The sequence below is a fragment of the Roseibium sp. 10G30-5 genome, assembly GCF_055809635.1.
Genome location: NZ_CM147918.1, coordinates 3,460,514 through 3,487,102 on the forward strand (window position 1 = coordinate 3,460,514; position 26,589 = coordinate 3,487,102).

24 protein-coding genes and 2 pseudogenes are annotated in these 26,589 nt (G+C 57.6%); 11 read left to right on the plus strand and 15 right to left on the minus strand.

The genetic code is table 11. The features are described 5' to 3' along the window. Positions 1-160 precede the first annotated feature (160 nt). The 4 genes from AC0L7U_RS17505 (at position 161) to cydX (ending at position 4,573) form a co-directional block, all read left to right on the plus strand. Positions 161-1,420, plus strand: a complete 1,260-nt coding sequence (locus AC0L7U_RS17505) for an ATP-binding cassette domain-containing protein (RefSeq protein ID WP_473692518.1) — start codon at positions 161-163, stop codon at positions 1,418-1,420. Positions 1,421-1,690: 270 nt separating this feature from the next. Continuing rightward, positions 1,691-3,286 (plus strand): cytochrome ubiquinol oxidase subunit I, encoded by a 1,596-nt coding sequence (locus AC0L7U_RS17510; RefSeq protein ID WP_473692520.1) that lies wholly within the window; start codon positions 1,691-1,693, stop codon positions 3,284-3,286. Between the two features lie 6 nt (positions 3,287-3,292). Next, positions 3,293-4,447, plus strand: coding sequence for a cytochrome d ubiquinol oxidase subunit II (cydB, locus tag AC0L7U_RS17515; RefSeq protein ID WP_473692521.1), 1,155 nt, complete (start codon positions 3,293-3,295; stop codon positions 4,445-4,447). 12 nt (positions 4,448-4,459) lie between these two features. Continuing rightward, positions 4,460-4,573 (plus strand): cytochrome bd-I oxidase subunit CydX, encoded by a 114-nt coding sequence (cydX, locus tag AC0L7U_RS17520; RefSeq protein WP_473692523.1) that lies wholly within the window; start codon positions 4,460-4,462, stop codon positions 4,571-4,573. Between the two features lie 104 nt (positions 4,574-4,677). Here cydX and AC0L7U_RS17525 read toward each other — a convergent pair whose 3' ends face one another. Further along, positions 4,678-5,610 carry an ornithine cyclodeaminase family protein gene (locus AC0L7U_RS17525; RefSeq protein ID WP_473692525.1) on the minus strand — a complete coding sequence of 311 codons (933 nt, stop codon included), beginning with the start codon at positions 5,608-5,610 and terminating at the stop codon, positions 4,678-4,680. 374 nt (positions 5,611-5,984) lie between these two features. Here AC0L7U_RS17525 and dusA point away from each other — a divergent pair. Continuing rightward, positions 5,985-7,020 (plus strand): annotated as a pseudogene (gene dusA / locus AC0L7U_RS17530) (tRNA dihydrouridine(20/20a) synthase DusA). Positions 7,021-7,153: 133 nt separating this feature from the next. Then, positions 7,154-8,005, plus strand: coding sequence for a sulfite exporter TauE/SafE family protein (locus AC0L7U_RS17535; RefSeq protein ID WP_473692527.1), 852 nt, complete (start codon positions 7,154-7,156; stop codon positions 8,003-8,005). 75 nt (positions 8,006-8,080) lie between these two features. On the opposite strand, the gene AC0L7U_RS17540 is transcribed toward AC0L7U_RS17535, so the two are convergent. Then, complete coding sequence (locus AC0L7U_RS17540; RefSeq protein WP_473692529.1) at positions 8,081-8,800, minus strand: retropepsin-like aspartic protease family protein; 720 nt, start codon at positions 8,798-8,800, stop codon at positions 8,081-8,083. 181 nt (positions 8,801-8,981) lie between these two features. Beyond that, on the minus strand, positions 8,982-9,818 hold the full coding sequence (locus AC0L7U_RS17545; protein WP_473692531.1) for an adenosylcobinamide-GDP ribazoletransferase: 837 nt from the start codon (positions 9,816-9,818) through the stop codon (positions 8,982-8,984). A gap of 110 nt (positions 9,819-9,928) precedes the next feature. On the opposite strand from AC0L7U_RS17545, the gene cobT reads away from it, so the two are divergent. Further along, positions 9,929-10,954 (plus strand): nicotinate-nucleotide--dimethylbenzimidazole phosphoribosyltransferase, encoded by a 1,026-nt coding sequence (gene cobT / locus AC0L7U_RS17550; protein WP_473692533.1) that lies wholly within the window; start codon positions 9,929-9,931, stop codon positions 10,952-10,954. A 300-nt stretch (positions 10,955-11,254) separates the two neighbouring features. Here cobT and AC0L7U_RS17555 read toward each other — a convergent pair whose 3' ends face one another. Next, the gene (locus AC0L7U_RS17555; RefSeq protein WP_473692535.1) at positions 11,255-12,520 is read right to left on the minus strand and encodes a sensor histidine kinase; all 1,266 of its coding nucleotides are present in this window, start codon (positions 12,518-12,520) and stop codon (positions 11,255-11,257) included. Positions 12,521-12,799: 279 nt separating this feature from the next. Between AC0L7U_RS17555 and AC0L7U_RS17560 the strand changes: the two genes are divergently transcribed. Beyond that, a complete protein-coding gene (locus AC0L7U_RS17560) occupies positions 12,800-13,426 on the plus strand; it encodes a uracil-DNA glycosylase family protein (RefSeq protein ID WP_473692537.1) in 627 nt (208 codons plus the stop codon). 60 nt (positions 13,427-13,486) lie between these two features. Here AC0L7U_RS17560 and AC0L7U_RS17565 read toward each other — a convergent pair whose 3' ends face one another. Then, on the minus strand, positions 13,487-14,428 hold the full coding sequence (locus tag AC0L7U_RS17565; RefSeq protein ID WP_473692538.1) for a sulfurtransferase: 942 nt from the start codon (positions 14,426-14,428) through the stop codon (positions 13,487-13,489). Between the two features lie 247 nt (positions 14,429-14,675). On the opposite strand from AC0L7U_RS17565, the gene AC0L7U_RS17570 reads away from it, so the two are divergent. After that, the gene (locus AC0L7U_RS17570) at positions 14,676-15,158 is read left to right on the plus strand and encodes an Lrp/AsnC family transcriptional regulator (protein WP_473695884.1); all 483 of its coding nucleotides are present in this window, start codon (positions 14,676-14,678) and stop codon (positions 15,156-15,158) included. Positions 15,159-15,301: 143 nt separating this feature from the next. Here the strand turns inward: AC0L7U_RS17570 and AC0L7U_RS17575 are convergent, their stop codons facing one another. Then, the gene (locus AC0L7U_RS17575; RefSeq protein WP_473692540.1) at positions 15,302-15,625 is read right to left on the minus strand and encodes a hypothetical protein; all 324 of its coding nucleotides are present in this window, start codon (positions 15,623-15,625) and stop codon (positions 15,302-15,304) included. Positions 15,626-15,722: 97 nt separating this feature from the next. Here AC0L7U_RS17575 and AC0L7U_RS17580 point away from each other — a divergent pair, with 97 nt between their 5' ends. Continuing rightward, complete coding sequence (locus AC0L7U_RS17580; RefSeq protein ID WP_473692542.1) at positions 15,723-16,631, plus strand: LysR family transcriptional regulator; 909 nt, start codon at positions 15,723-15,725, stop codon at positions 16,629-16,631. A gap of 67 nt (positions 16,632-16,698) precedes the next feature. Here AC0L7U_RS17580 and AC0L7U_RS17585 read toward each other — a convergent pair whose 3' ends face one another. From AC0L7U_RS17585 to AC0L7U_RS17625, 9 genes and pseudogenes are all read right to left on the minus strand, one after another. Then, positions 16,699-17,754, minus strand: coding sequence for a trans-sulfuration enzyme family protein (locus tag AC0L7U_RS17585; protein ID WP_473692544.1), 1,056 nt, complete (start codon positions 17,752-17,754; stop codon positions 16,699-16,701). A gap of 301 nt (positions 17,755-18,055) precedes the next feature. Next, positions 18,056-18,901 carry an ABC transporter permease gene (locus AC0L7U_RS17590; protein ID WP_473692546.1) on the minus strand — a complete coding sequence of 282 codons (846 nt, stop codon included), beginning with the start codon at positions 18,899-18,901 and terminating at the stop codon, positions 18,056-18,058. Next, positions 18,898-19,613, minus strand: a pseudogene (locus AC0L7U_RS17595) (ABC transporter permease). The gene AC0L7U_RS17590 and the pseudogene AC0L7U_RS17595 overlap by 4 nt, the downstream one beginning before the upstream one ends. Before the next feature lie 83 nt (positions 19,614-19,696). Further along, positions 19,697-20,476 (minus strand): ABC transporter substrate-binding protein, encoded by a 780-nt coding sequence (locus AC0L7U_RS17600; RefSeq protein ID WP_473692548.1) that lies wholly within the window; start codon positions 20,474-20,476, stop codon positions 19,697-19,699. Between the two features lie 505 nt (positions 20,477-20,981). Further along, on the minus strand, positions 20,982-21,590 hold the full coding sequence (mobA, locus tag AC0L7U_RS17605) for a molybdenum cofactor guanylyltransferase MobA (RefSeq protein WP_473692550.1): 609 nt from the start codon (positions 21,588-21,590) through the stop codon (positions 20,982-20,984). Positions 21,591-21,772: 182 nt separating this feature from the next. Beyond that, the gene (locus AC0L7U_RS17610; RefSeq protein WP_473692552.1) at positions 21,773-22,369 is read right to left on the minus strand and encodes a GNAT family N-acetyltransferase; all 597 of its coding nucleotides are present in this window, start codon (positions 22,367-22,369) and stop codon (positions 21,773-21,775) included. A gap of 122 nt (positions 22,370-22,491) precedes the next feature. Next, positions 22,492-24,453, minus strand: a complete 1,962-nt coding sequence (locus AC0L7U_RS17615) for a bifunctional 2',3'-cyclic-nucleotide 2'-phosphodiesterase/3'-nucleotidase (RefSeq protein ID WP_473692554.1) — start codon at positions 24,451-24,453, stop codon at positions 22,492-22,494. 165 nt (positions 24,454-24,618) lie between these two features. Further along, entirely contained in the window at positions 24,619-24,843 is a 225-nt protein-coding gene (locus AC0L7U_RS17620; protein ID WP_473692556.1) for a cupin domain-containing protein, read from the minus strand. Positions 24,844-24,882: 39 nt separating this feature from the next. Further along, positions 24,883-25,113, minus strand: coding sequence for a cupin domain-containing protein (locus AC0L7U_RS17625; protein WP_473692558.1), 231 nt, complete (start codon positions 25,111-25,113; stop codon positions 24,883-24,885). Between the two features lie 235 nt (positions 25,114-25,348). Between AC0L7U_RS17625 and apbC the strand changes: the two genes are divergently transcribed. Continuing rightward, complete coding sequence (gene apbC / locus AC0L7U_RS17630; protein ID WP_473692560.1) at positions 25,349-26,518, plus strand: iron-sulfur cluster carrier protein ApbC; 1,170 nt, start codon at positions 25,349-25,351, stop codon at positions 26,516-26,518. The last annotated feature ends 71 nt before the right edge of the window (positions 26,519-26,589 follow it).

Sequence of the window (26,589 nt, forward strand, 5' to 3'; positions counted from 1 at the left end):
TCCGGTTTCTGACGGATCTGCGCTGCAGGATTTTTGATGGGCAGGCAGCCCTGGCGGGCAATGGAACCCGCCAGCGCAGTGGGACCAGCCTCAATCGATTGACCTCGGATGTCTCTGCGCTTGATGGTGTCTATCTGCGCCTTGTGGTTCCGGGGGTCTTGTGTCTGGTGGTCGGCGGCATTGCGGTGGCTTTGATTGCAAGCCTGTCCCATGGCTGGCAGCACTTCCCGCCGCTTTTCTGCTCCTGCTGGCTCTCGGGGTTGGCGGCTATCTGCTGCGTCACCGTCAGGAAAAGGTCGTGCGCCGTCAGGCGGCGGCAGAAGAGGCCATGCGGTTGCGGGCGCTGGATCTCGTTGCGGGGCGGCGTGATCTGGCAATTTACGGCGGGCTGGAACCGGCGGCGCGCAAGATCATCGAGGCCGATGAACGCCTTGCTCAAAGCGAAGAGCAGGCCGAAGCGCGGCGGGCGCGTCTTTTGGCCTGGATGATGTTTGCAGGGCAGGTCGCCATCGCTGTCACGCTTGCCATTGTCTGCTGGCAGGTATCGGCAAGTCAGATGACGGTGGCCATGTCCGTTGCTGTTGTTCTTGCTGTGCTGGGTTTGCCTGAATTCTGGTCTGCGACCATTCCCGGTCTTGCTGTTGTTGGTCGGACGGCTCGGTCTGCTACCCGCGCGGTCGCAGGCGTGGAAGAGGGGACGGCCAGTCTCTTGCGTCCGGCTGCTCGCTCTGCCGCACCAGCCTTCACGGCAGCCCCCGCCAGATCTCCTGCCGTCGACATGCAAAGTGTGTCTTTTGGCTATCCGGGCGCGGAACGGCGCATCTTGTCACATTTTGATCTCTCGGTGGCTCCGGGCGAGTGGCTGGCTCTGACAGGCCGCAGCGGCTGCGGCAAATCGACGGTTTCGTCGCTTGTTGCCGGGCTTTTGACGCCGGACGCTGGTCAGATCTACCTGGGTGAAAATGCGCTGACCGACCTGCCGGAAGAAGAGGTGCGGCGTCGAATCACGGTTATTGGCCAACGGCCCTATTTGTTCAACGACACGGTTGCGGCAAACTTGCGCATCGCCAATCCGGATGCGACCGTCGAGCAATTGTGGGAAGCGCTGCGTGTTGCGTCACTGGAAACACGGATCCGCGAAAACGCTCTTGGTCTCAACACTGTGCTGGGAGAGGGCGGTATGGGACTGTCGGGTGGCGAACAGCGGCGTCTGGGTGTGGCACGGGCCTGTCTGACTGCGCCGGACCTCTGGATTCTTGACGAGTTCACAGAAGGTCTCGACGCAGATACCGCCGCGCTGGTGCAGGACGGCTTCAAACGCATCCGCGGCGACGCTGCGGTGCTGATGATTTCGCATAAAACCGAGGAGATTGCTCTGGCTGACCGCGAGGTGCGGCTTGACGCCACTGCGACACATTAGCGCCGTGGGACGCCTTGCCGCAGCCCCGCCTACTGGAAATTGTGGTGGGTCGGTCGTAACGTCATCCCAGCTCATGGGAGCGGATAGAGGATGTGTCACGGCCAAGTGACCGCGAGACCAGTTGGCCGATCCGATCATCCCGAGTAATGGAGGCTTTGTGCAGGTCATGCGCCTCAATCAGTCGGGCTGGTCACATTACAAACAGATGCCTTGATACCGCTTCCTAGCAGGTTCGCTCACACTTTGAGCGTTTTTGACTAGGGGTGACCAATGGAACTCGACGTCGTAAGTCTGTCGCGATTTCAATTCGCTGCGACAGCGCTTTACCATTTTTTATTCATACCGTTGACCTTGGGTCTGTCAATTCTACTGGCAACCATGGAAACGGTATATGTCATGACCGGGCGCGATATCTGGAAGCGCATGGTCAAATTCTGGGGTGTCCTGTTCGGGATCAATTTCGTCCTGGGCGTCTCCACCGGTCTGACCATGGAGTTCCAGTTCGGTATGAACTGGGCTTACTTCAGTCAGTATGTCGGTGATGTTTTCGGTGCGCCGCTGGCCATCGAAGGGTTGATGGCCTTTTTCCTGGAGGCAACTTTTGTCGGGTTGTTCTTCTTCGGTTGGGACCGCATGAGCCGCAGGGCGCATATGTCCGCAACCTGGCTGATGGCAATCGGAACGAATTTTTCCGCGCTTTGGATTTTGATCGCCAACGGCTGGATGCAGCATCCCGTCGGTTCGGTGTTCAATCCTGAAACCATGCGTATGGAAGTGACGAGCTTCTTCGATGTGATCTTCAATCCGGTCGCACAGGCCAAGTTCGTTCATACCGTATCTGCGGGTTACGTCACCGCTGCCATGTTCATGATCGGGGTGTCCTGCTGGTATGTGGTGCGCGGCCGTCATCTTGCGCTGGCATATCGCTCGATTGCGGTGGCTTCGGCCTTCGGTCTTTTGGCCTCCTTGTCCGTTGTCGTTCTTGGCGATGAAAGCGGCTATGAAGCCAATGCCAACCAGCAGATGAAACTCGCTGCCATGGAAGCCATGTGGCACACCGAAGAGGCACCGGCCAGTTTCAATCTTCTGGCGGTTCCCAATATGGTGGAGCACGACAACAGCTGGGACATCAAGGTGCCCTACATCATGGGTCTGATTGCGACACGCTCGCTGACCCAGCAGATCCCGGGCATCCATGAATTGGTTGATCAATCCAAGGACAAGATCCGCGATGGTGTGAAGGCCCTGACGGCACTGAACACAATCCGGGCGACCAAGGATGGCAAGGTCGCGCCTGATGTGCGTGCAACGTTCGACAAGTACAACAAGGATCTGGGCTACGCCTATCTTCTGTTGCCGTATTCCAAAAATCCGGCACAGGCGACAGACGCCGAAATCAGCGAGGCCGCATGGTCCGCAGTCCCCAATGTGTGGCCAATGTTCTATGGCTTCCGCATTATGGTCGCGATCGGTATCTTCCTGATTGCTTTCTTCCTGGGCTTCTTTCTGCTGTCGTCCACACGCAAGCTGGAACTTTGGAGAACCAAGCACCTGTGGGTGTTCCGACTGGCCGTCTGGGCCATTCCGCTGCCGTGGATTGCTTGCGAATTTGGCTGGCTTGTCGCTGAATATGGCCGCCAACCCTGGGTGATTGAGGGCATGTTGCCAACGGCACATGCAGTCTCCAACCTGACATCGTTGGATCTCCTGATCACCATTATCAGCTTCGTGACCCTGTATACCGTTTTGCTGGTCATCGAGATGAAGCTGATGCTGCGGGCGATCCGCAAGGGCCCGGTCGAAGACCATACGCCATCCGCTTCTCTTTCGTCGACTGCCGGTTCAACCGCAGTTCCAGCGGAGTAATGAGACATGATTCTTTATGAACTGATCGACTATTCGGTCCTCAAGGTCATCTGGTGGGTGCTGATGGGCGTCCTGCTGATTGGCTTTGCCGCCACTGACGGCTTCGACATGGGGGTTGGCACCATGCTGCCTTTTGTTGGTCGCACAGATATTGAACGCCGTGTTGCCATCAACTCCATTGCACCGACCTGGGAAGGAAACCAGGTCTGGTTCATCCTGGCAGGTGGAGCTCTTTTCGCGGCCTGGCCGCCGCTCTACGCCATCAGCTTCTCGGGCTTCTATCTGGCTATCTTCGTTGTTCTGGCAGCGATGATCTTGCGCCCGGTGTCGTTCAAGTATCGCTCCAAGGAGCCGGATCCCAGTTGGCGGGCTCGTTGGGACTGGGCACTTTTCACAGGCTCTTTCGTTCCGGTGCTGGTCTTCGGGGTTGCCGTCGGCAACGTCCTGCAGGGCGTTCCCTTCTCCATCAACAGCGAATTGCGCATGTCTTATGAAGGATCGTTCTTCGGTCTCTTCACACCCTTTACCCTGCTGTGCGGTCTTCTGTCGGTGGCCATGCTGGTGATGCATGGTGGCGCATGGCTCGGGCTGCGGGCCGATGGCATTGTTGCCCAGCGGGCGCGGCGCATCGGTGGTATCTCGGCTTTGCTGGCGATCGTCTTTTTTGCCCTCGGCGGGGTCATGATCGCGACAGGTTGGGTTGATGGCTATGCCATCACCTCGAAGATCGATCCGAATATGGAATCGAATCTTCTGGCGAAGACTGCCGTTGAGCAGGCCGGAGCCTGGATGACCAACTACAGCCTGCATCCGTGGATGATCATCGCGCCCATCCTTGGGTTCGGCGGGGCTTTGTTGGTGATGGTCGGTCTGCGGACCCGCTTTGAAGGCCTGACTTTCATTGCCTCAAAACTGTCGGTGGTCGGCATTATCTCGACGGTTGGTCTGTCGATGTTCCCGTTCATCCTGCCAAGTTCCATTCAGCCGGGCGCAAGTCTGACGGTCTGGGATTCCGGTTCAAGCCATTCGACCCTGTTCACCATGCTGGTTGCGACGGCGATCTTCCTGCCCCTGATTCTGCTTTACACGGCCTACGTCTATCGTGTGGTGTGGGGCAAGGTGGATGAGAAGACCGTCGAAAACAGCGATCACGCTTACTGAGGAAACAACACGATGTGGTATTTCGCTTGGCTCCTTGGCATGCCGTTGGCGTGCTGCTTCGCGGTCCTCAATTCCATGTGGCTTGAGTTTCGCGAAGAAGACGACGACCGCCGCGAGGTGCGTTGATCGTCGGATAAGCTTTGGATCGGCTGTGGCTGATCCTCTGTTCAGCATTGAAAGCCCGGTCGCTGCGACCGGGCTTTTTTCATGATCCGGACCTTTCTCCAAAGTCAGTCTGCGCTGTAGCTTTCGAGGATGTAATGCGCGGTCATCAGGTCCAGATGTGCGCCGCCACCATTCTTGAAAATGGTCACATCGTCGGGGGAGGTGCGACCGGCGCTGCCTGCCACCAGTTCGTAGAGGTCGGCACGAATATCGTCTGCCGTCAGAATACCACTCTCGATCGGCATGATCAGTTCGCCAATGTGGCCGAGTGTGGTGTCACGGCTGTCGACAAACAGTTTCCCCGTTGAAATGAGGGCATCATCGGCCTCTCGCATGTCCTTCTTGAAGGCTCCGATCAGGTCCACATGTGTGCCGGGTCTGATCCAGTCACCTTCCGGGACGGGCGTTCGCGCCATGGTGGCCGTAGATATAATGTCGGCCTGCCGGGCGGCGGCCTCAAGATCATCGGTCCGTGCCACTTTATAGCCGTCCGCGCTCATGTCGGTGATCAATCCGTCGAGGCGCTCCGGTGTGCGATTCCATAAAAGGATCTCGTCGAGATCGGGAAAGACTTCGGAATAAGCCCGCACCAGCGAGCGGGCGACGATGCCGGCACCAACGATCAGCAAGCGACGACTGTCTGGGCGAGCCAGAAGCTTGGCCCCGAAGACCGAATCGCCGGCAGTCTTCCATTCGGTGACAAGATCGCTCGCGATGATCGCCTGCACGTCACCAGTCTCTGCTCCGAACACCAGCATCGCGCCTTGCACCGAGGGCAGGTCCTTGGCCGCGTTTCCGGTAAACACGGTGACGGCCTTGACGCCGAACCCAAGCCCTTCAATGAAAGCGCCGCGATTGAGCAGTGTCTGGTCGCTTGAGCCCAGAAACATGTCGCCGATTTCAGGGGCTGCCCGACGGTGGCCTGCCGCCAGCGCATCACAGATACCCGTCCAGGACAACTTGTTCTGAACATCCGCTCTGTTGATCTGAAGAACCATGGTGACCTCGTGTTGGGGAATGAGAACGTCAGGATATTGGCAGATTTCGTATCATGTTGAACGGACAGGCGCAGCGGGGTCAACTGTGCTCGGGGTGGATTGAATAAAGACGCGCCTTGATGCGAACTGCGTTTTGCAGGTTTCGGAGGCTGGCAGCCTATGGCTGTTGTTGATTTCCACTCGCCTTTTTCAGCATTTTCGGTCATACAGGCGCCCTGATGTGTGGCCCCATCACTGTGTTTCGCGGAGTGCACTCCCGGCCTTGGGGCAATTGAGAGTGAATGAGCCTCGGTACGGCGCGAACAAAGCCGTTTGACCCTCGACGCTCCCGCCTCAAGCCACATGAATTGCCCGACCGAGTGGAAGTTGCTGGAATGACCGAGACGCTGGATTACAAGACTGTTCGTTTTGCCGTTGCCCCGATGATGGAGTGGACGGACCGCCACTGCCGTGCTTTCCATCGCCATTTGAGCCGAAATGCCCTGCTGTATACCGAGATGGTCACCACCGGGGCCGTGATCCATGGTGATCGCGACAAACTGCTCGGCTTTTCCGACATTGAGCATCCCATCGCCTGCCAACTTGGTGGGTCTGACCCGGAGGCGATGGCTCAGGCTGCGCGTATTGTTGAAGACTTTGGCTATGATGAGGTCAATATCAATGTGGGGTGTCCGTCCGATCGGGTTCAGTCCGGCAGCTTTGGTGCTTGTCTGATGCAGGAGCCGGAGTTGGTGGCAACCTGCGTCGCGGCGATGAAAGCCGAGGTGCGTATTCCGGTGACGGTCAAATGCCGCATTGGCGTTGATGAACAGGACCCGGAAGAGGCACTGGACGCCATGGCGGATGCGGTGCACGCCGCAGGTGTCGATGCGGTGTGGGTTCATGCTCGCAAGGCCTGGTTGAAAGGATTGAGCCCCAAGGAAAACCGCGATGTACCGCCACTGGATTATGACCGTGTGCTGCGTTTGAAAAAGAGGCTGCCGGGTCTTTTCATCGGCCTCAACGGCGGTCTGACGGATCTGGATGCGACCGGGCCGCTGCTGGATCATCTGGATGGTGTCATGCTGGGGCGGGCTGCCTATCACACGCCGGAAATCCTGGGGGCTGTCGATGCGCGTCTTTATGGCGATGAATGCGGCACTGGTGTCGCCTTGGGAGGCCGTGCGCGCCTATATGCCCTATCTGGAAGAGCAGGTCGCCAAAGGCACCAAGCTGTCGCATATGACAAGGCACATGCTGGGGCTGTTTCACGGTCGTCCCGGTGCGCGCGCCTGGCGCCGTATCCTGACGGTTGAAGCGATCAAGCCGAACGCTGGTTTGGAAGTGGTGGAACAAGCGCTGGCCGCCGTGTCGCCGCGCGACATGCAGTGCGATGACAACACACTGGAAGCCTCTGCGGCATTTTGCTAGACATGCCGCATAGCTGTCACTGCACTCGTTTTCATCAGGCGCTGTAGGGGGCATCAATCGTGCCTCCGGTGCAGCAAGCCCGTTTTTTGCTGTCTTGCCCTTACGAGGCATCCATGAAAGCAAGGAGAAAACGATGGACGTAGCGTCGCTGCTCGGCAATGTACCCTGGTCAGAAGTGCTGCCGCTGGTGATTGGCATGATCGGAGCCGGATTGATTGCCGGGTTTCTGTCAGGGTTGTTCGGCATCGGTGGTGGCGCTGTTCTCGTGCCGGTGCTGTACCAGATCATGACCGTGATCGACGTGGATCCGTCCATTCGTATGCAGGTGTCCGTTGGCACCTCCCTTGGGATCATCATTCCAACCAGCATCCGGTCATTTCGTGGTCATTATGCCCGTGGTGCGGTGGATATGAGCCTGTTGAAATCCTGGATCATCCCCATTCCTGTGGGCGTTATTGTGGCGTCTGCCATCGCGGCTTATTTGTCCAGCAACGAATTGAAGGCCATCTTTGCCGGCATCGCGTTTGTTCTGGGGTTGCGCATGTTGTTCAATCAGCCGCATTGGCGGTTGGGCGACGATATTCCGGGGAATCCGGCCCGAGCAATCATCGGTGGTCTGATTGGCTTTTTCTCGACGCTGATGGGCATTGGCGGTGGTGTCATGAACAACACCTTCATGACCTTGTTCAACCGTCCGATCCATCAGGCCGTTGCCACATCATCCGGGGCAGGCCTGCTGATCTCCATTCCGGGCACCATTGGCATGATCGTCGCCGGGTGGGGGGCAACGGGCTTGCCGCCCTTGTCGCTGGGGTTTGTCAATGTGCTGGGCGTGTTGCTGATCATCCCGATGACACTGTTTGCCAGCCCTTTTGGCGTCAAGGTGGCGCACACCCTGTCAAAACGAAAGATGGAAGTGTGGTTCGGCATCTTCCTGCTGATCGTGGCAGCACGCTTTATTTTCAGTCTCACTGGCTGGATCTGATCGCCAGATCGATAAGTTGAGGCAGACCGATTTTTGAAACGTGCGCTACCGAAGTGCCGCGAGAGCCAGGAAGCGTCAGGGGGTCAGCGTCAGTTGATCCCCCTGGATTTTCCAGGAGGTCAGCCTGTCGAGGGCACTCATGCCCAGAAGACTGATTTCCAGAACATTTTTTTGCGCCACAAAGGCCCGTACATTGCTCAGGTTGATATGTCCGATGGTCAGGCGTCGGATATGCACCGGCGCAACTTTGGAGCTGCCATTAGCCGTTTTGACGGGGATGGAAAAGACGAACTGGTCAGGGACAAAGCCAGCGCGTAGCGCGTCCGCATAAGTCAGCACCACGGCGCTGGCACCTGAATCCAGCAGCAGGTTCATGTCGGTGCCATTGACGCGGGAATTGACGCGAAAGTGGCCGGATGTATCGCGCACCACCAGCACATTGCCATTGTCTTGTGTTACTGGCCGCCCCGGTGACAATGCTCCAAGCGTTCGATAGCCCACCTGAATCAGTTCGTTGCGATTGGCGTATCCCGCCACCAGAATGACGCCCAAAAGCCCCCAAAAGACGGTGCCTTGCAGAATGTCACGGGCACGAGGCTGGCCGAACAACAAGCTCGCCAGAAAGACAAAAGCCAGCACCGACAAGCTGACCAGACGTGGCGTGATCTGATCGCTTTTCAGCAACGGCTGAGTGTTTGTCAAATGCGAAAAATCAATCCACCCGGCACCGTGCAGCACCGCGATGATCATGATCAGAAGCAGAATGGCAAAGGCGATGCCCCGGAACGCCCGCATCGGCTGACCTCGGTTTTCGTGCAAAAGCGGCCATGTGACCGTTCTCGGGCCGACATGCGACAGATCCCCTGATTTTCGCCAGTCTGGGCGAGGATGTAAAGGAGTGAGACTAAAACCTGTCGCTCGCGTGATCAGTGCTGTTGATAGGGCGGGAAAAGGCAAGCAGTCCATGCTCTTCGCTTCAGGAGATTGCGCAGATTCCCAGAAGAAACGCCATGTCTGCGACCTGTTGGGCGGCGCCCAGAACATCACCCGTCGACCCGCCGATCTTGGCGCGGGCAAGCCGTCCAACAAGCCCGACACAGAAGGCCGCCACGACAAGCCCGCAGATCAGCGCTGAGAATGGGGCGCCAAAGGCTGCCGGAATCTGGCAGATCAGGGCGACAAGCAGCGTTTGAAAGGCAAGCCATGACCCCGGTTGTCCGAACCTGTGGCCCAGCCCATCGGGTCGGGCCGAGGGCAGATCGGCCCATTGCCAGACCATCAATCCGCGACTGAAGGCGGCTGAGGACAAGACGAGGAGCATGGCGATGAAGCCGTCGAAGCGGGCAAGAAGTGCTCCGATCAGAACGGCACGCAATCCAATGCTGATGACAAGGGCAATGCCGCCAAACGCACCAATGCGGCTGTCCTTCATGATTGCCAGCCGCCGTTCCCGCGTAGCCCCACCAAAAAAACCGTCGATGACATCGCTGAGGCCATCCTCATGCAAGGCCCCTGTCACCGCCACTTGTGCCATCACCACAAGAAGGGCGACGGCCAGCGATGGGAGATGTGTTTGTGCAAGCAGCAAGCCGAGGAGGCAGGCTGGAAAAGAGATGATGACGCCAGCCAGCGGTGTGGCCCGGGCGATGCGCGTGAAATCGGGCAGGGCCGTCGGGTCGTCTTTTGGTCCCAGAACCGGGCAGGGAATGCGCGATAGAAAGCGGATACAGGCGGCGGTTTCAGCCAATAGGGTTTGAGCGAACGCCAGCAGCGTTGACGAACGGCCCTTAGAAGTCGTGTGGGTGTCCTGCATGGTGTCGTTGTGCCCTGACCTTGTGTTTTCCCGTATGAGGGTTATAGATCGCCCAAACTGACAGTCCAAGACATGTCAGACATATCATAACGTCTTTGGAGACCAACCTCATGTCGATGTCCGACTCCGCCCTCCCATTCGATGATATTCGCAATCTGGTCAAGCAGATGCCCGGACCTGACGAGGAAGCCGTCGCTGCGGTGCGTGCTCGTGATGCACAATTGACCAAGCCGGCAGGATCGCTTGGGCGGTTGGAAGAGATTGCTGAATGGGTTGCGGCATGGTCTGGCCGCCCGCAGCCGACGGTCAGCCGTCCGCTTGTCGCGATCTTTGCAGCCAGCCACGGCATTACAGCCAAGGGCGTTTCGCTGTTTCCGCCGGAAGTGAACCAGCAGATGCTGGAGAATTTTGCGGCAGGCGGGGCGGCGATCAACCAGATCTGTCGCGCTTATGACATTGGCCTCAAGGTTTTTGATCTGGCTGTCGACATGCCGACGCCGTCGATTACGGATGAAGATGCGTTGGATGAAGCCAATTGCGCCGCCACCATGGCCTACGGCATGGAAGCGCTGGCGGGCGGTATTGACCTGGTGTGTCTTGGCGAAATGGGCATTGGCAACACGACGATTGCGGCTGCCGTTTTCCATGCGCTTTTTGGTGGCGCGGCAGAAGATTGGGTCGGACGCGGCACGGGTGTGGATGATGCCGGTCTGGCGCGCAAGCGCGATGCGGTTCATCAGGCCGTGACACGTATTGCCGGGGAAACCGATCCACTGGAAATCCTGCGCCGTGTCGGCGGCCGTGAAATCGCTGCCATGACGGGGTTGATTATTGCGGCCCGTTTGCAGCGTGTTCCGCTGGTGGTCGACGGCTTTGTCACGACGGCCGCCGCTGCCGTCGCCTATGCCATGGATCCACGGGCGCTCGATCACTGCCTGTTCTCGCATTGCTCTGCCGAAGGCGCGCATCGCCATGCCCTGCGCATCATGGGCAAGGAACCGCTGCTGGATTTGGGCTTGCGTCTTGGAGAAGGCACAGGTGCTGCCATGGCTACCGGCGTCATCAAGGCTGCTTTGGAAACCCACAACTCCATGGCCACCTTTGAACAGGCCGGTGTGAGCGTCGGAAAGAACTGAGCCGGCAGAGTGACATCGTGAACAGATGCGTCCGCCTTCCTGAGGCGGACGTGCTCAGTCTGGCGACGTTTGGTGCCGAAGGGAGAGCGCCAGACAAAATAGAGCGAGAGCGGAGCAACCTGATGCTTCGCCGTTTCGCTCGCATCCGTCTCCCGTCGCGATCGGGCGGTCAGGCGATCTTGCGCATACGCGTTGGTTTGCGAGGGGCCGTTGTGGGCGTATCGTACATTGGCATTTGCTCCATAACGCGGGAGCGAGGCAGGGAGAAGGACACGCGGGTGCCTTCACGCAGCTTGGATGTCAGCTCAAAAGTTCCACCGTGCATCTTGACCAGAGCACTGGACGATGGACAAGCCAAGACCTGTGCCCGGTTCGGCGCTTTGCACAGCAACAGATCCCTGACCAAAAGCCTGTAATACCAGGGGAATTTCCTCTTCCGGAATGCCTGGGCCTGTGTCTTGCACGGAAAGGACACGGCCCCCATCGGGTGTTGCGACAATCTCTATTTGCACCTGACCACCCACGGGGGTGAATTTCACTGCATTGGACAGGATGTTCAACAGCACCTGACGCAGGGCACGGCGGTCGGCCCAGATTCTGCTCGGGCGTGTCCGCTGGCATCACCGTGATGCCAATGTCCTTTGAGTTTGCGCGGATCGTCATCATGTTGCGGCATTCGTCGATCAGATCGCTGAGGATGATTGCTTCTTCCTGCAACTCATGACGTCCGGCTTCAATGCGGGAAAGGTCGAGAATTTCATTGATAAGGTGCAGAAGATGCGCGCCTGAAGAATGAATATCCGCAGCATATGACTTGTAGCCGGCATTGTGCATCGGCCCCATGATCTCGTCTTTCATCACCTCGGAAAAGCCAAGGATGGCGTTCAGCGGGGTGCGTAATTCATGGCTCATCGTGGCCAGAAAGCGGGACTTCGCCAGATTGGCTTCTTCGGCGCGGCGCCGGGCTTCGTCCGACATGCTTTTTGCGGTTTCCAGTTCGGCAATGAGATGGTCTTTCTCAGCGCGATACTCCAGCATCGTGCAGGCATTCTTGAGCAACTGATTGCCAAGAATGAAGAAAAAGCCCTGAGCTCCAAGTGTCATCGCTGATAGAATATATTCGAGGTATCCGGGCTGATGCAGAAATGACAAGGCCAACGTGAAGGAGATTGGCAGCGTGCCTGCCATCAGGGTGCGCGGCAGAGTGGCATTTTGCATCGTCGTGACGGCAATCACGATAAGCATGGTCGAAAATTCAAAGACCAGAAATCCCTGCCGGTTGATTTCGGCATGCGGCAGCAAAAAGAAGATGGCCCAGCTCAGGCTGTAAAGCAGATCACCGAGAACAAAGCGGCGTAGCCATTTGCGATCGACTTGCGCGGTTTTCTCCGCGCGTTCATAGGCCTTGCAGGTCGCGACGGTCAGTCCATGGATGCAAACGTTGAACACCAGCCAGATGCCCAGCAGGATCGGGTCGACCCAAAGGCTGGAGATGACGCAGATGATCAGCGACAGAAGCGGCATCGCAAAGGCCGCATTCAGACGGGCTGCTGCAAACAAATGCACCCGGGCGGCTTCAAAAATACCGGAGACCGCTCTTTTGATCCGATCTGAGCCCGGGCATCACGCACAGTGCGCGCCAGCTCACGTCGACGAACAGCACGTTGCCGATTGATCGTGGTTCTGTCTGCGGTGGTGCGTGGTCTTGCTTCAGCCATGTGGCTGACGGCCCCCTGTTGCTATCTCTCCCTTTCTTTGTGCAGCAGAAATTCTTAAGATGGTCCTCAGCAGGATAGTAAACAAAACGTAAGGCGAAACAAATAGTTGTCCGCAAAAGACGATAAAATGCAACAGCATCTGGCCGAGGTTGACGCCTTGGCTCGCGATATTTCGCACTGCCGGATTTGTGTCGAAAATCCGATCGGTAAACCATTGCCACATGAGCCGAGGCCTGTGGTTCAATTGTCTGCGACAGCGCGCATTTGCATTTGCGGGCAGGCGCCGGGAACCCGCGTTCATGCAAGCGGACAGCCTTTCACGGATGCCTCTGGCGATCGTCTGCGGGACTGGCTGGGGATTGGCGCAGATATTTTTTATGATCCGGCGCGTATCGCTATTGTGCCGATGGGGTTCTGTTTCCCCGGACTGGATGCCAAAGGAGGCGATCTTCCTCCACGACGGGAATGCCGGAAGACATGGCATGACCGGGTGTTTGCCGCGATGCCGCAGCTCGAGCTGCTGTTGGTCATTGGCCAATATGCGCAGGCCTATCACATGGGCGATACGCGCGACAAAACTCTGACGCAGACGGTTGGCAACTGGCGCAACCATCTGTTTGGCAATCGTGAGGGACCAAGCATCCTGCCAATGCCGCATCCTTCTTGGCGCAACACTGCGTGGTTGCGCAAGAATCCGTGGTTTGAAGCCGAGGTGTTGCCTGTGCTCAAACAAAAAGTCGCCCGGCTCGTGTAAGCCGGACAACTTTTATCGTGTTTTTGGGCCTGAAATTTTGGGGTCTGGTGACGGTCAGTCTCAGTCGGCCTGCTTGCTCATCGGCAGCTTTTTGTCCTGACTCCAGCCTACCATGCTGTCATCATACAGCGTGACGTTCTTCTCGCCGACGATCTTCGACAGGACGAACCAGTTATTCGCAGCCCAGTGACCGGTGTTGCAGTAAGACACCACCTGGCCTTTCGGCTGCTTCAGGTCGGATGGGAGCTGCGCCTTGATGTCTTCGACGGACTTCAGCTTATGTGTTTTGTCGTCGTAGAAGTTGCCCTGAAAATAGTTTACGGCGCCAGGGATATGGCCGAACCGAGTGGCTTTCGGATGCTTTTCTTCACCAATGAACTGCGCTTTCGGGCGGCCATCCAGCAGAACCTTGTTGCTCTTGCCCAGATCATTCTGCACATCCTTGGTCGAGACCAGCAGTGCCGGATTGATATGAGCTTCGAATTTGGCCGGTGTTGGTGTCACGATTGCGGTTTGGAGCGGCTGCTGTGCAGCTTTCCAGGCGCGTGTTCCACCGTTCAGGATCGTGTTATTGTCATGGCCGAGATAGGACAGCGTCCAGAACACGCGCGCCGCAGCACTGAAATCAGAACTGGACGTTCCCGCCGGAACGATCACGACGTTTGTCTTGCTGGTGATGCCGAGCTTGGAAATATCCTGAACGATCTGTTCGACAGTGGGCAGTTCGCCGACAATGCCGTTGCGAGTGGTGCGCCAGATGCTCGGGTACGTGGCGCTGAGGGCCCCCGGGATATGACCGCTGACATAGGCGTCATCGCCTTCGCGGGTCTTGCGAATATCGAGGATGACGACATTCTTGCTGTCGAGATGCTTGGCGACCCACTGCACATCAACCAGGGGCTTGAGGCTGGTCTGCGCCATGGCCGCGGTTGTGCCAACGGGGATCAGAACCAGCAGAGCTGCGGCGATTTTCGTCAAGGCATTGCGCATGATTGTCCTCACTCGTCGTTTTCCTCCGCGTCACAAAAGGCTGCGGAATTTTTTTCTAAAATTTTCTTGCAATTGCCATTGCGATTGGAAATTATCAAGCGGTTTATGGGATTTATTGAAAAGAAAAATTCAATTTTCTCGTGAGATCACAGGTTGCAGAAAGTCTTTGCCGTTTAGGGCTTTCGTGCCGAAACAGAATCTACCGGATATGTGGATGCGCGCCTGAAATGGGCGCCGAGAAAACTGGACAAGACTGATGATAGATCGCATCGACCGCCGCATTCTCGCAATTCTTCAGGAAGATTGCACAGTTCCCGTTGCCGAAATCGGCCGTCAGGTGGGGCTGTCGACCACGCCGTGCTGGCGTCGCATTCAGAAAATGGAAGAAGAAGGCGTCATCACCGGGCGCGTTGCGTTGTTGGATGCGGCCAAGGTCAACACCAAGGTGACGGCTTTCATGGCGATCACCACCAATCAGCATACGGAGGACTGGCTGAAGAAATTTGCTGACGTCATCAAGGCGTTTCCTGAGGTGGTCGAGTTTTACCGCATGGCGGGCAATGTGGATTATCTGCTGCGTGTGTCGGTGCCCGACATTGATGCCTATGACAAGTTTTACAAGCAGTTGATCTCGAAAATCGCCATTGCTGATATTTCGACGACTTTCGCTATGGAGCAGATCAAATACACGACCGAATTGCCGCTGAGCTACGTTCAGACGGACAAGTCAAAATCGGATTGATCCTGAGGCTCTCGTTTTTGACGATGATGTTGTTGTCCCGCAGCTGATGCACTGGCTTTCCCCTTGAGAGGGTGCGCATCAGCTACGGGACTGTTTTTCATCACGCCGTTGCTGTCGGCGAGACTGGTGGCGGAGGGGGCGGTTCAAGAGGTGCAGGGCTCGCTCACCGTCTCTGGGCAGGATTTAGCCTGCCTGCGAGGATGCCCGGCTGTGACCAAAGCGTGCCAAAGCTGGGCCACGCCGGACAGAAGCAAGCTGTCTTTCCCAAAGAGAGGGTGCGCGGTGTGCTGACCCTGACCGGGTGAGACAACACCAAGATCCTGTTTTTCGTCACATGTCAGGCGCGCATTGAATGCTGCGTTCGGCAGCGGGTAGCGATCACCGGGGCGCGGCTCAGGCAAGGGGCGGGTGAAGGGCGTCATCCGGGTTGCCTCGAACATTGCTTTTGCCAATGGATCTAACATCATTCAGTCCTTTCATCGGGGTTGCTATGCTTGCAGCGTGGCGCAAGTTGTGTTTCCGTACGAGTCAGGAAGTTTTCTGTCATGTTAGATGGATTTACATATGGACTGGACGCAATTGCCCTCTGTCTCTGCGCTGAAGGCGTTTCATGCGGTGGTCGAGACCAACAGTTTTTCCGGCGCTGGACGCGTGTTGAACGTTACTCATGCCGCTGTCAGCCAACAGGTGCGCGCGCTTGAGCAGTGGTTTGGTGTGGCGCTGGTGCAGCGTGACGGGCGTGGCTTGCGGTTGACGTCGGAAGGCCGCGTTCTGGGGGAGGCGGTTCAGGCGGGCTTTGCGCGTATTCAGGATGCCGTCGAGCTGCTGCGTGCCGATGATGCCGCACGACCTTTGCACATCACCACGACACCTGCCTTTGCCACCAATTGGCTTGCCACCCGCATTGCCGATTTCAAACGCCTGAACCCGGAGGTTGATCTGTCCCTCAATCCCACCGGTGATGTGCTGGAGTTGGCTCCCGGCGGCGTGGATCTGGCGATCCGGTTTGGGCAGGGCAGCTGGCCGGGACTGGAGGCGGAATTGCTGTTGCCGTCCGATCATGTGGTCGTTGCGGCCGAGCGGCTGCTGGCGGGTCAAGATGTGAGTGGGCCAGAAGACTTGCTGGCTTTCACCTGGCTACAGGAACTCGGCACCAATGAGCTTGTCGACTGGGCGCAGGCGCAAGGACTGGATCTGAGCCGCCACAAGCCGAATGTCATGAACGTGCCGGGCTATATGGTGCTGGAAGGCCTGCGGCGTGGTGAGGGTATTACCAGCTGTGGCCGTGTTTTCGTTGAGCCGGAAATTTCAGCCGGAACAGTGCGCGTGCTTTTCGAGCAGGTTGGCGGCGAGAACTCCGGATATTTCCTGGTCACCCGCCCCGGAGTCCCGCGGCCACCTCTCAAGGCCTTTCTGACCTGGATCCGGCACGTTGCGCGGGAAGCCGCGGACAGGGCCAGTCAGTGTCAGTAAATGAAACTGGGGTGCGGCTGATCTGAGGCCTGTTCATATGCCTCGTCTTTCCCTGCCTGGAGATGCCTCAATCCGGCAGTCCATCGAGAGCCTGATCCAGATCTGCGATCAACAGCAACGGATCTTCAACGCCAATGGAAAGTCGCAACAAGGTTTCAGGGATGCTGTCCTCGCCTTCGTCAATGGAGGCGCGGTGTTCGACGAGACTTTCCACGCCCCTCAGGGATGTGGCCCGGCGAAAGCGTTGCAAGCGCTGTGTCAGATCCAGTGCATCTTGGCGGGTGCCTTCGGTGATCACCGACAGAAGGGGGCCGTACCCCCCGCTCATTTGGCGGCGGGCCTGCCTCTCGGACGGATGTCCACCAAGGCCGGGGTAGAGCACGGTTCGAATTTTGGCATGGTCTTCGAGAAAAAGCGCCACCTTGAAGGCCGTTGCATTCATACGTGCGATGCGGCGCCCGAGCGTTTGCAGCCCTTGAAACAGAAATGCTGCCGTGGCCGTGGAAAGACCGGCGTCACTCTGGCTGCGCTCGTGTATCAAAGCGCGCCAGAGCGGGCGGGTCGTGTCGTGGGTCACGATCACACCCCCCAAATCCTCGGAGCGGCCATTCAGTGCCTGAATGGAGGAATGTACGACAAAATCGGCACCAAATTCGAGCGGTCGGAGAACAAGCGGCGTTGCAGCAGTGGAATCAACCACCAGCGTGCAGTCCGCCTGATGCGCGAGATGCGCCACCGAGGCGATGTCTGCCACCTGCAGAAAGGGATTGCTTGGCACTTCCAGAAAGATCAGCGTTGGTTTGTGCTGGCGAAGGGTTTCGGCGAAAGACGCCTTGTCGGTCGGGTCCCGTTCCAGAAGGATGATCCCCGCACGGGCACAGGCTCGGCGGAAGAACAGCGATGTTCCCCAGTAGGCCCCGGTTTGCAAGATCATGGTTTGACCCGGTTGGAGCGTTGCCAGCAGGGCAGCCAGTGCCGCCATGCCGGAGGCAAAGAGCAGACTGTCTGCACCGCCTTCAAGCTTGGCAATCAGCCCTTCGCTTTGGCGGATGGGATCGCTCGCCGAGTGTCCCCCCGCCAGATTGCTGGCCGCATAAGCCTGTGCGCCTGCGAGCGCGACCATTGCAGCGGGCGCCAGGATTGCGCAGAAGATGTGTCCAGAGCCGCGGCCAGCTCACTTGCCCTAGCGGATGCAGATCCATTGTCCGATGCATCGACATCGCTTTCGAGGGGCTGCACAAGGCGGTCTGGCGTCACGGTCTTGACCTGCTGGCGGGAACGAATGCCAGGATGCTGGACTGATGTTGGTGAACTGTCAAATACTTCGCACCTGAAAGGCCTGTGTCCTGATCGGCGCGAGAGCTAAAAAAGGCGGCCACAAATCTGGCCGCCCTGTTGCGTTTTGGAATGAAGCTGGTCTTTGATCAGCGTGCCAGATGGCGAGTGAGGCGCATTTCAAAGCGCTCCCACACCTGACGGATCACTTCGACTACGATCAGATAGGCCACGGCGGCCCAGATATAGGCCTGAAAATCGAATGTGCGCGAGTAGGCACGTCGTGTGACGCCCATGACATCAAAGATCGTGACCAATGCGGCGATCGCCGAACTTTTCAGCATCAGGATCAGTTCGTTGCCATAGGGGCGCAGGGCCACCATCATGGCTTGTGGCAGAACGATCTTCCAGAAGATGATCGGTTTGCGCAGGCCAAGCGCCTGAGCGCCTTCCCATTGGCCAGCCGGAATGCTGGCGATTGCCCCGCGGATGATCTCTGCCTGATAGGCGGCGGTGTTCATCGAGAACGTCAGCACGATGCAGAACCACGCATCGCGGAAAAACCCCCACAGACCAATGTCGGAAAGTTCATGCTGAAACGAGCCGGAGCCATAGTAGCACAGATAGGTCTGGGCCAGCAGCGGTGTGCCGCGGAAGAAGCCGATGTAGACACCAGCCAGCCAGCGCAGCACCTTGAAACGGCACGCGCGGGCCGCTGCGATCGGCAGTGACAAGGCTGCGCCAATCACCATGGCGGTGGCAATCAGCTCAATGGTGACGATCATGCCCTGCACGTATTTGTAGAAATACTGCTGAACGAAGGGACCGAAAATATTTTGTCCCAGATAGATCAGAAGACCACCTGCCGCGACGATCCACAGTGCCATCAGAACGTGGCCGAGAATGCGCTGGTTTGTCCAATGCATCTTGGGGGAGGGCGGTGGTGTTTGGGGCTGAATGAACTCCGGGGCGACAAAGGCATCAGACGGCTTCATGTGCGCTGCTCCCCACGGTTGGTCCAGCGCTCGACGCGCGTCTGTCCCGCACTGATGATCAGCGTCAGCGCGATGTAGATGCCGCAGGCCACGGCGTAGAAGAAGAACGGTTCCTTGGTGACACGCACCGCAATGCTGGTCTCGCGCAAGAGGTCGCTCAGGCTGATGACCGAGATCAGCGATGTATCCTTCAGCAAAATCAGAATGAGATTGCCAAGCGCGGGCAGCGCGAGACGCAGAAGCTGCGGCAGAATGACGAAGCGCAGCGTGTTGCCAGAAGACAGACCGAGAGAATAGGCTCCTTCATACTGGCCTTTGTCGATGCCGCGAAAGGCTGACAGGAACGCCTCAGAGGCATAGGACGAGAAGACGAGTGCGAGCGCCACAACGCCTGCGCCAAAGGCATTGACCTCGATATACATGTCGAGACCAAGAAGGCGGATGCCCTTTTGCAGCAGTGTCTGCACACCGTAATAGACTAGAAAGATCGTCAGAAGTTCAGGCAGGCCACGAAAGATTGTGGTGTAGATGTCGGCTGCCAGGCATGGAGTGTCTTTTCGCTCGATTGCTTGGCAAGCGCCAGCAGCAGGCCGAGGATCAGGCCAATCGGCAGGGTCACCAGTGTCAGCGTGACCGTGATGAAAACGCCGTGGAGGAGTTCATCACCCCATCCAGCGTTTCCGTAGGACAGGAGTTTAAGGTTTTCTAGCATGAGCGCCGCTGCTGTCGTTCCAAAAACGGTAGGAACGCGCGGGGGTGTCCCGCGCGTTCCCGATTGGCGAGCCTGAGAAGCTCTTATTTGCCGTAAACGTCGAAGTCGAAGTACTTGTCGTTGATCTTCTTGTAGACGCCATTTTTGCGGATCGCGATGATCGCATCGTTGAACATCTTTTTCAGATCGTCAGAGCCCTTGCGCAGACCGATGCCAGCACCAACGCCATTGATCTTTTCGTCGATCGGCAGGCGTGCCAGGATCTTGCAGCAATCGCCATTCTTGCTCTTGACCCATTCGCCAAGAACGACACTGTCGTCGATCACGGCGTCAAGACGACCGGCAATCAGGTCCTGCTTGTACTCGTCAGATGTCGGGTAAAGCTTCAGTGTTGCATCCGGGAAGTGAGCTTCCGCATAGTTGGAATGCGTCGTGGAGGACTGAGCACCCAGCAGAGCGCCGTCAAGATCCTTGTCCGTCGCACCCTTGAGCTTGCTGTCCTTCGGGACGGCAATTGCTGGCGGGGTGTTGTAGTACTTGTTGGTGAAGTCGATCTTCTTTTCGCGCTCTGGCGTGATGGACATGGACGCGATGATAGCGTCGAACTTGCCAGCCTGAAGGGCCGGGATCATGCCATCCCAATCCTGAGCGACCAGGGTGCACTTGACCTTCATTTGGTCGCAAAGCGCCTTGGCGATATCAACGTCGAAGCCTGCCAGCTTGCCAGCAGAGGTCAGATAGTTGAACGGAGGGTAGGCCCCTTCCGTTCCGATCCGTACGGTCTTCCATTCTTTGGCCTGTGCCCCAGTGACGGCGGCCACAACGGCAACAGCAGCTACAGCTGCCAGACGCATAATACCCATGATCTGTTCCCCTCGCATTTGAAGCAAAGTTTTCTTGTAGGTTCGATCAAAGCGATTAGCGTTTTCAGTTTCAAGTGTAAATGCACAAATTTCGTTCAGCTATGCTGCGTTGCGCAAAACAAGTGCGAATGCATTGAATTTGCGCAGGATTAAGCCTGTTTCGGTGCCAAAAGCGTGGGGATATTTCAAGGGTTTGCTCCGGCTGTGTGTGAGCGCCCTTCGTCGTTTTGTCGCTTAAGCCAGACTGTTTTGACTGAAACCCGGCGACGCCGTTCCGCTCGTCGGGCCGGAAATCAGTTCTGAAGTGATGTCCCAAGGCTCGTTTTGAAGAGGGAAAAAAGGTGGTGTGGAGCGCTCGGACGCATGACGAAGTTAAACGGCTCCGGCCAATACCGCGTCGCATCATGGACGGGGTTGAAAACACCTGCCAACAGGAGCGAAGCTGGGGCGCTTGGACAAATGATTGACGGGTCTTGTCGTTCAACCTTCAGAAAAAAGGCTCGACTCAGAGCCGCTCGGGCGACACCACGGCATTGGCCCGCGCCAAATCTTCGGGATGATTGGCGTTGAAAAACGGGTCAAGCCCGGTCGCGGGGTCGACGTCAAATGTCACCTCGACACTGTCATGCTCATCCACCCAGGCCAACACCTTGCCGGTCTTTCCTGCCTCCAGCCAATGCCAGAGGTGGTCTGCCAATGTGACAGGCCACAGGCCAAAGACAGGGTGCAGGCGGTCGAGGGAGCAGGCCAGCGCAATGACTGATTGATCGAGCGGAGCAGTCTGAGCCAGACGCACGGCCAGATCTTCGGGGAAAAACGGGCTGTCGGAGGCCACCGTCAGGACATGGCTGACGTGGGGATGATGCTCGCGAGCATATGTCATGCCTGCTAGAATACCCGCCAAAGGACCGGCATATTGACCAACGGGATCAGGCACGACGGGCAGACCGAATTCGGAGAATCTGCCGGACGACCCGTTTGCATTGATGATGACGGTATCCGTCTGCGTTCCAAGCCGATCCAGAACATGTGCCAGCATCGGCTTTTCGCCAAGGGGCAAAAGGGTCTTGTCGCCACCACCCATACGCCTCGATTGCCCCCCGCTAAAACACATCCAAGCGTCCGGCTGGCAATCGCAAGCTGACTTTCAAACTGCACGCGACACTCCGTTGATTATCGGGGTTTCAAAGGCAATGACATTCGATAACGCACAGGCTTGAACAAAGCTTGAAGTCGCGGCAAAACTGAGGCCGCAGTGAAAAAGCACCATGTTTCGACCTAAAGCCGCGTTTCTGGTCAATCGCGGGGACGTTCAAGCTCCCATTCAAGATGGAGACGCACCGCAGGCCATTCGGTTGCAATGATCGAATAGACGGCGGTATCGCGTAGCGATCCATCGGCCAGTTGCTGATGCGAGCGCAGAATACCGTCCAGCTTTGCGCCGAGACGTTCAATGGCCTTGCGCGATTGCTGGTTCATGAAATGCGTGCGGAATTCCACGGCAATGCAATCAAGATCTTCAAAGGCGTGGCGTAGCAAGAGCAATTTGCATTCGGTGTTGAAAGGCGAGCGTTGCACTGCCTTGCGATACCAGGTGCTGCCAATTTCGACACGCCGGTTCAGCGCGTCAATGTGCATGTAGGTGGTCATGCCGATGGCCTTGCCGCTGTTGGTGCCGAGGATCGCGAAGGGAAGCATGCTGCCCTCCTTCTGCAAATTCAGCCGTCGTTCAATCTCAGAGGGGACGGCACTGGGCGCAGGCACGCTGGTGTACCAGAGATTGTGCAGATTGCCGTCAGCGGCAGCTTCCGCCAGATCCTTGGCGTGATCCTGAGTAAGGGGAACGAGGGTGACATAGCGTCCGCGTATACAGAACGGGGCAGGCCAACACATGGGAGCAGCATCCAAGAGAATCAGGGTTTAATCTGTCAAAAGCGTAAGATGAACCTGAAGCGAGCGTCCAGCCGCAAAACTGTTCAGGTTACCCGTTTTGTTTCTGCTCTGCGCAGGGCAGCTCACAGATGCATCCGATAGGTAAAAAAGCCGGTTTCGCCAGGGCCGACGCCTTCAATCCGAAGGCCTGTCAATTCAATCAGGCTGGCGAGATGTTGGTGCGCGCCGGCACCCGTTTCAAACAGCACTGAGGTGTCGTTGATTGGCTTGAACCGCCAGTTGCCATCTGCGGTCGGGTTGATTGTACCCTGCTCGACGATGTGACGCACGAGAACATCACGGTTGCTGTCCGGCGCCACGATCACGACTTTCCCGGGCGTAAGACCGGGGAAGTTGCCGCCGCCACCCGCGCGGTAATTGTTGGTCGCGACAATAAAGCGATCCGTGTCCTCTACAGGGTCGCCGTCGCGTCTCAGGTTGACAATCCGGGTCGTCTGCGGATGAAGCAGCTCTCCGGTCTCACTGTAGCGCGGCGGGCAGGTAAGATCTATTTCATAGCTGACGCCATCCAGCACATCAAAATCGAAACTGGCAAATTTCGGATTGATCAGCGGCTGATCCCCAATGCCGGGCGTGACTTGCAGGAACATTCCCGCAGCCATATCCAGCCAGTCGCGCAGCGTAGCCCCATCGACCAGAATGCCACGAACCGTATTGGGATAAAGATAGAGATCCGCGACGTTGCGAATGGCAATGTCTCCGGCAGGCACGTCGGTATAATTTTCTGGACCGCCACGGCCTCCCGCCTTGAAGGGAGCTGCCGCCGATAGAACAGGCAAGCTTTCAAACTCGGTGCCTTTGATCAGCCTTTGCATGTAGTGGATCTGAGCATTGGCCACCACCTGGATGCTGGGATCATCTGCCACCAGCGAGAAATACGAATGCAATGGCGCCAGACTGTGTCCAACCGGACGGCGCACATAGGCAAGGGTCGCTTCATGGTCATCGCGCACGGCTTCGACGACGGCGCTGTCGCTTTCGACCAGGGCTGTGACCTCGGTTCCCTCCTGCCGATAGATTGGAAGAGCGCGTGACTGGGTTTTGCAGACCTGCCAACGCCGCGCTGTGTTCTTCTGGGGGGCGTAGCCGGTTACGGTCTCTGTTGGAGCAAGCCACAGGTCGATCACGCCCAGATGCGATCCCCAGAAGCCGGGCATAACAGCTGGAACGCCGTGGAGCGTACCTGCTGCACTGTCAGCGCCGGCAACCTCGGCATAGTCCGGACCGGGAAACAGCCGGTGCTGATGGCCGGTGCAGATGGCATCAATGCCGTCTACCTGCGCCAGCAAAAGGGAGGCGTTTTCCAGTGCGTCTTCATCGTGTGCATCATCGACCAGGTCACTCCCCACGCCGGAGTGAGACAGGGCAATCACCACGTCACAGCCGTCCGCGCGCATCTTGGGAACGAAAGCCCGGGCTGTCGCCAGAATGCCACGCGCATTGACCTTGCCGGTCAGGGTTTCGCGGTCCCAATTCATGATCTGCGGCGGCAGAAAGCCGATGATGCCGATGCGCAGCGGAACCTTTGCGCCCGTTGCGTCGCTCATCTGCTTGTCGAGAATGATGTAAGGCGGCAGGAAAAGTGTGTCATTCAGCGGCGTGTCGCTCAGATCTCCCTTGACCAGATTGGCACAAACGAATGGAAACTTCGCGCCGCGCAGAACCTTGTCGAGAAAATCGAGGCCATAGTTGAATTCGTGATTGCCGAGCGTTCCGGCATCGACCTCAAGGCAGTTCAAGGCTTTGATGACGGGGTGAACATCCCCCTTCTGCAGCCCACGTTCATTGGCTATATAGTCGCCCATCGGGTTGCCTTGCAGAAAATCACCATTCTCTACCAGGATCACATTGTCGGCGGTCTCTCGCATCTGGCGAATGAGGCTCGCGGTACGCGCAAGACCTGCCGTATCGATCTGCCTGTCGGCGTAATAGTCATAGGGCATGACATGCGCGTGCAGATCGGTTGTTTCCAGGATGCGCAGGTGAAGCAACGCGGCAGTGTCGCGGGCAGGGCTGGAGACCATAGGGAGCTGGAACCTGAAATACTGGCTTTCGGGGTAGGGCTGAAAGCGCCAAGGACAACATGCTGGCTCAGATGATGTCCGAGCCATTCGTCGACACCCTATGGGGGAGATGTTTCTGCGGCAAGGTCTTGTTACAAATCGCCAAGTCGAGGTTGAGACCGCTCGTCAATAGGGCGTGCCGTCGACATGGGTATAGGTATAACGCCCGGTCTCGTCGCCCACGGCCTTCAGATCTTCACCCGGATAACTCACCACATCGTTTGGCGAGCGGTCGCCAATTTCCAAATACAGGCAATCCTCAGAAGATGTGTTGATCAGCATGTGGGCGTCACCGCCTTTCGCGAAGCCTGCAAACATGCCTTTGGTCAGCACGCGCTCCTGATCGCCCACCCGCAGTACCGCCTATGGCCCTCCAGAATGAAGACGAATTCATCCCTGGCGTGAATGCGTATGGAAGATCGTTGAACCGCTTCCAGGCGTGAGACGCGCATAATTCACGCCGAAATTGCTCAGGCCAAACAGGTTGCCGAGAGGGGCCGTTTCACGACCGGTGACCCGCGTGGCAAGGTCGCCGGGATAGGTCGCAGGCAGCTTGCGCAAAACAACATCGTCGAGGCTGGCAGCAATCGGGACAGGGCTTTTGGGTATGTTATCGGTCATTCTCTGGCTCTCGGTCACAAGTGTTGACAGGTGGAAAACGAAATTTAGAGGTCTCTTGCGGCTGGCCAAAGACAAGAGGCGTTACCGCCACAATTCGTCAGAGGATGGGGAGGAGGTCGTGGGCGCAGAGAAAACCAGATTGACCTTGCTTCATGAAGTCTTACCTTGAGCGCAATATTTTGGATGCGGGGCTGGTGTGCTCGCCGGTGTCCGGCAAGTCTGACAGGAAGAATTTATGAGTGAAGCAATCAAGCGGACCGTTCAGGAGCGCCTTGCAACCATCAAGGGGCCGGATCTGGAAGGCAATCTGATTTCTCGCGGGCTGGTCTCCGACATTTTCGTGTCTGATGGCCGGGTTGCGTTTTCGATCACTGTGCCCGCCGAGCGGGCTCAGGAACTGGAGCCAATGCGCCAGGCTGCGGAAAAGATCGTCAGCGACATCGAGGGTGTTGAAGCGGTGATGGTGGCATTGACGGCAGAACGTGCGCCCGGCAGCAAGCCCGCCGCAGCACCGGCCACTTCTCCGGCGACAGCTCCCCACACCGCCCCTGCCGCTTCACGCGGCGGCGCACCGACAGAAAAACCGAGCGGCAAGCCCGGTGTTCCCGGCGTCAAGCGCATCATCGCAGTGGCGTCGGGCAAGGGCGGCGTTGGCAAGTCCACCACCACTGCCAATCTGGCGCTGGGCATGAAGGCCAATGGCTGGAATGTCGGTGTGCTGGATGCGGACATCTATGGGCCGTCCATTCCGCGCTTGTTTAACGTTTCAGGCCGCCCTGAGCCGGTTTCTGGACGGGTGATGAAGCCGCTGGAAGGTCATGGCATCAAGGTCATGTCCATGGGCTTCATGGTGGAAGAGGAAACGCCGATGATCTGGCGCGGGCCGATGGTGATTTCTGCCCTGACGCAGATGTTGCGCGAAGTTGCGTGGGGGGATCTCGATTGCCTTGTGGTCGATATGCCACCGGGAACCGGAGACGCCCAGTTGACCATGGCGCAGCAGGTGCCGCTGGCCGGTTCTGTCATCGTCTCGACACCTCAGGATCTGGCGTTGATCGATGCACGCAAGGGGCTCAACATGTTCCGTCGTGTTGAAGTGCCTGTGCTCGGTATCGTCGAAAACATGAGCTATTTTCTGTGCCCTGATTGCGGCTCGCGGCACAATATTTTCGGACATGGCGGTGCACGCAAGGAAGCTGAAAAACTCGACGTGCCGTTCCTCGGCGAGGTGCCGCTCGACATGTCGATCCGTGAGACGTCTGATGCCGGAACGCCGATTGTGGTGTCTGATCCAACCAGCATCCACGCCCAGATCTATCGGGATCTGGCCCGTAAGGTCATGGAACACCTCGAACGCGACGAGGCTGGCGCAGGACGCCAAGCCCCGAACATCGTCATTGAGTAATGATGTCTCTCGCGGCTTTTTCAAAGCTTGATCATCTTCGGCTTGGCCGGGGATGACGCGTGGCGGGGTGT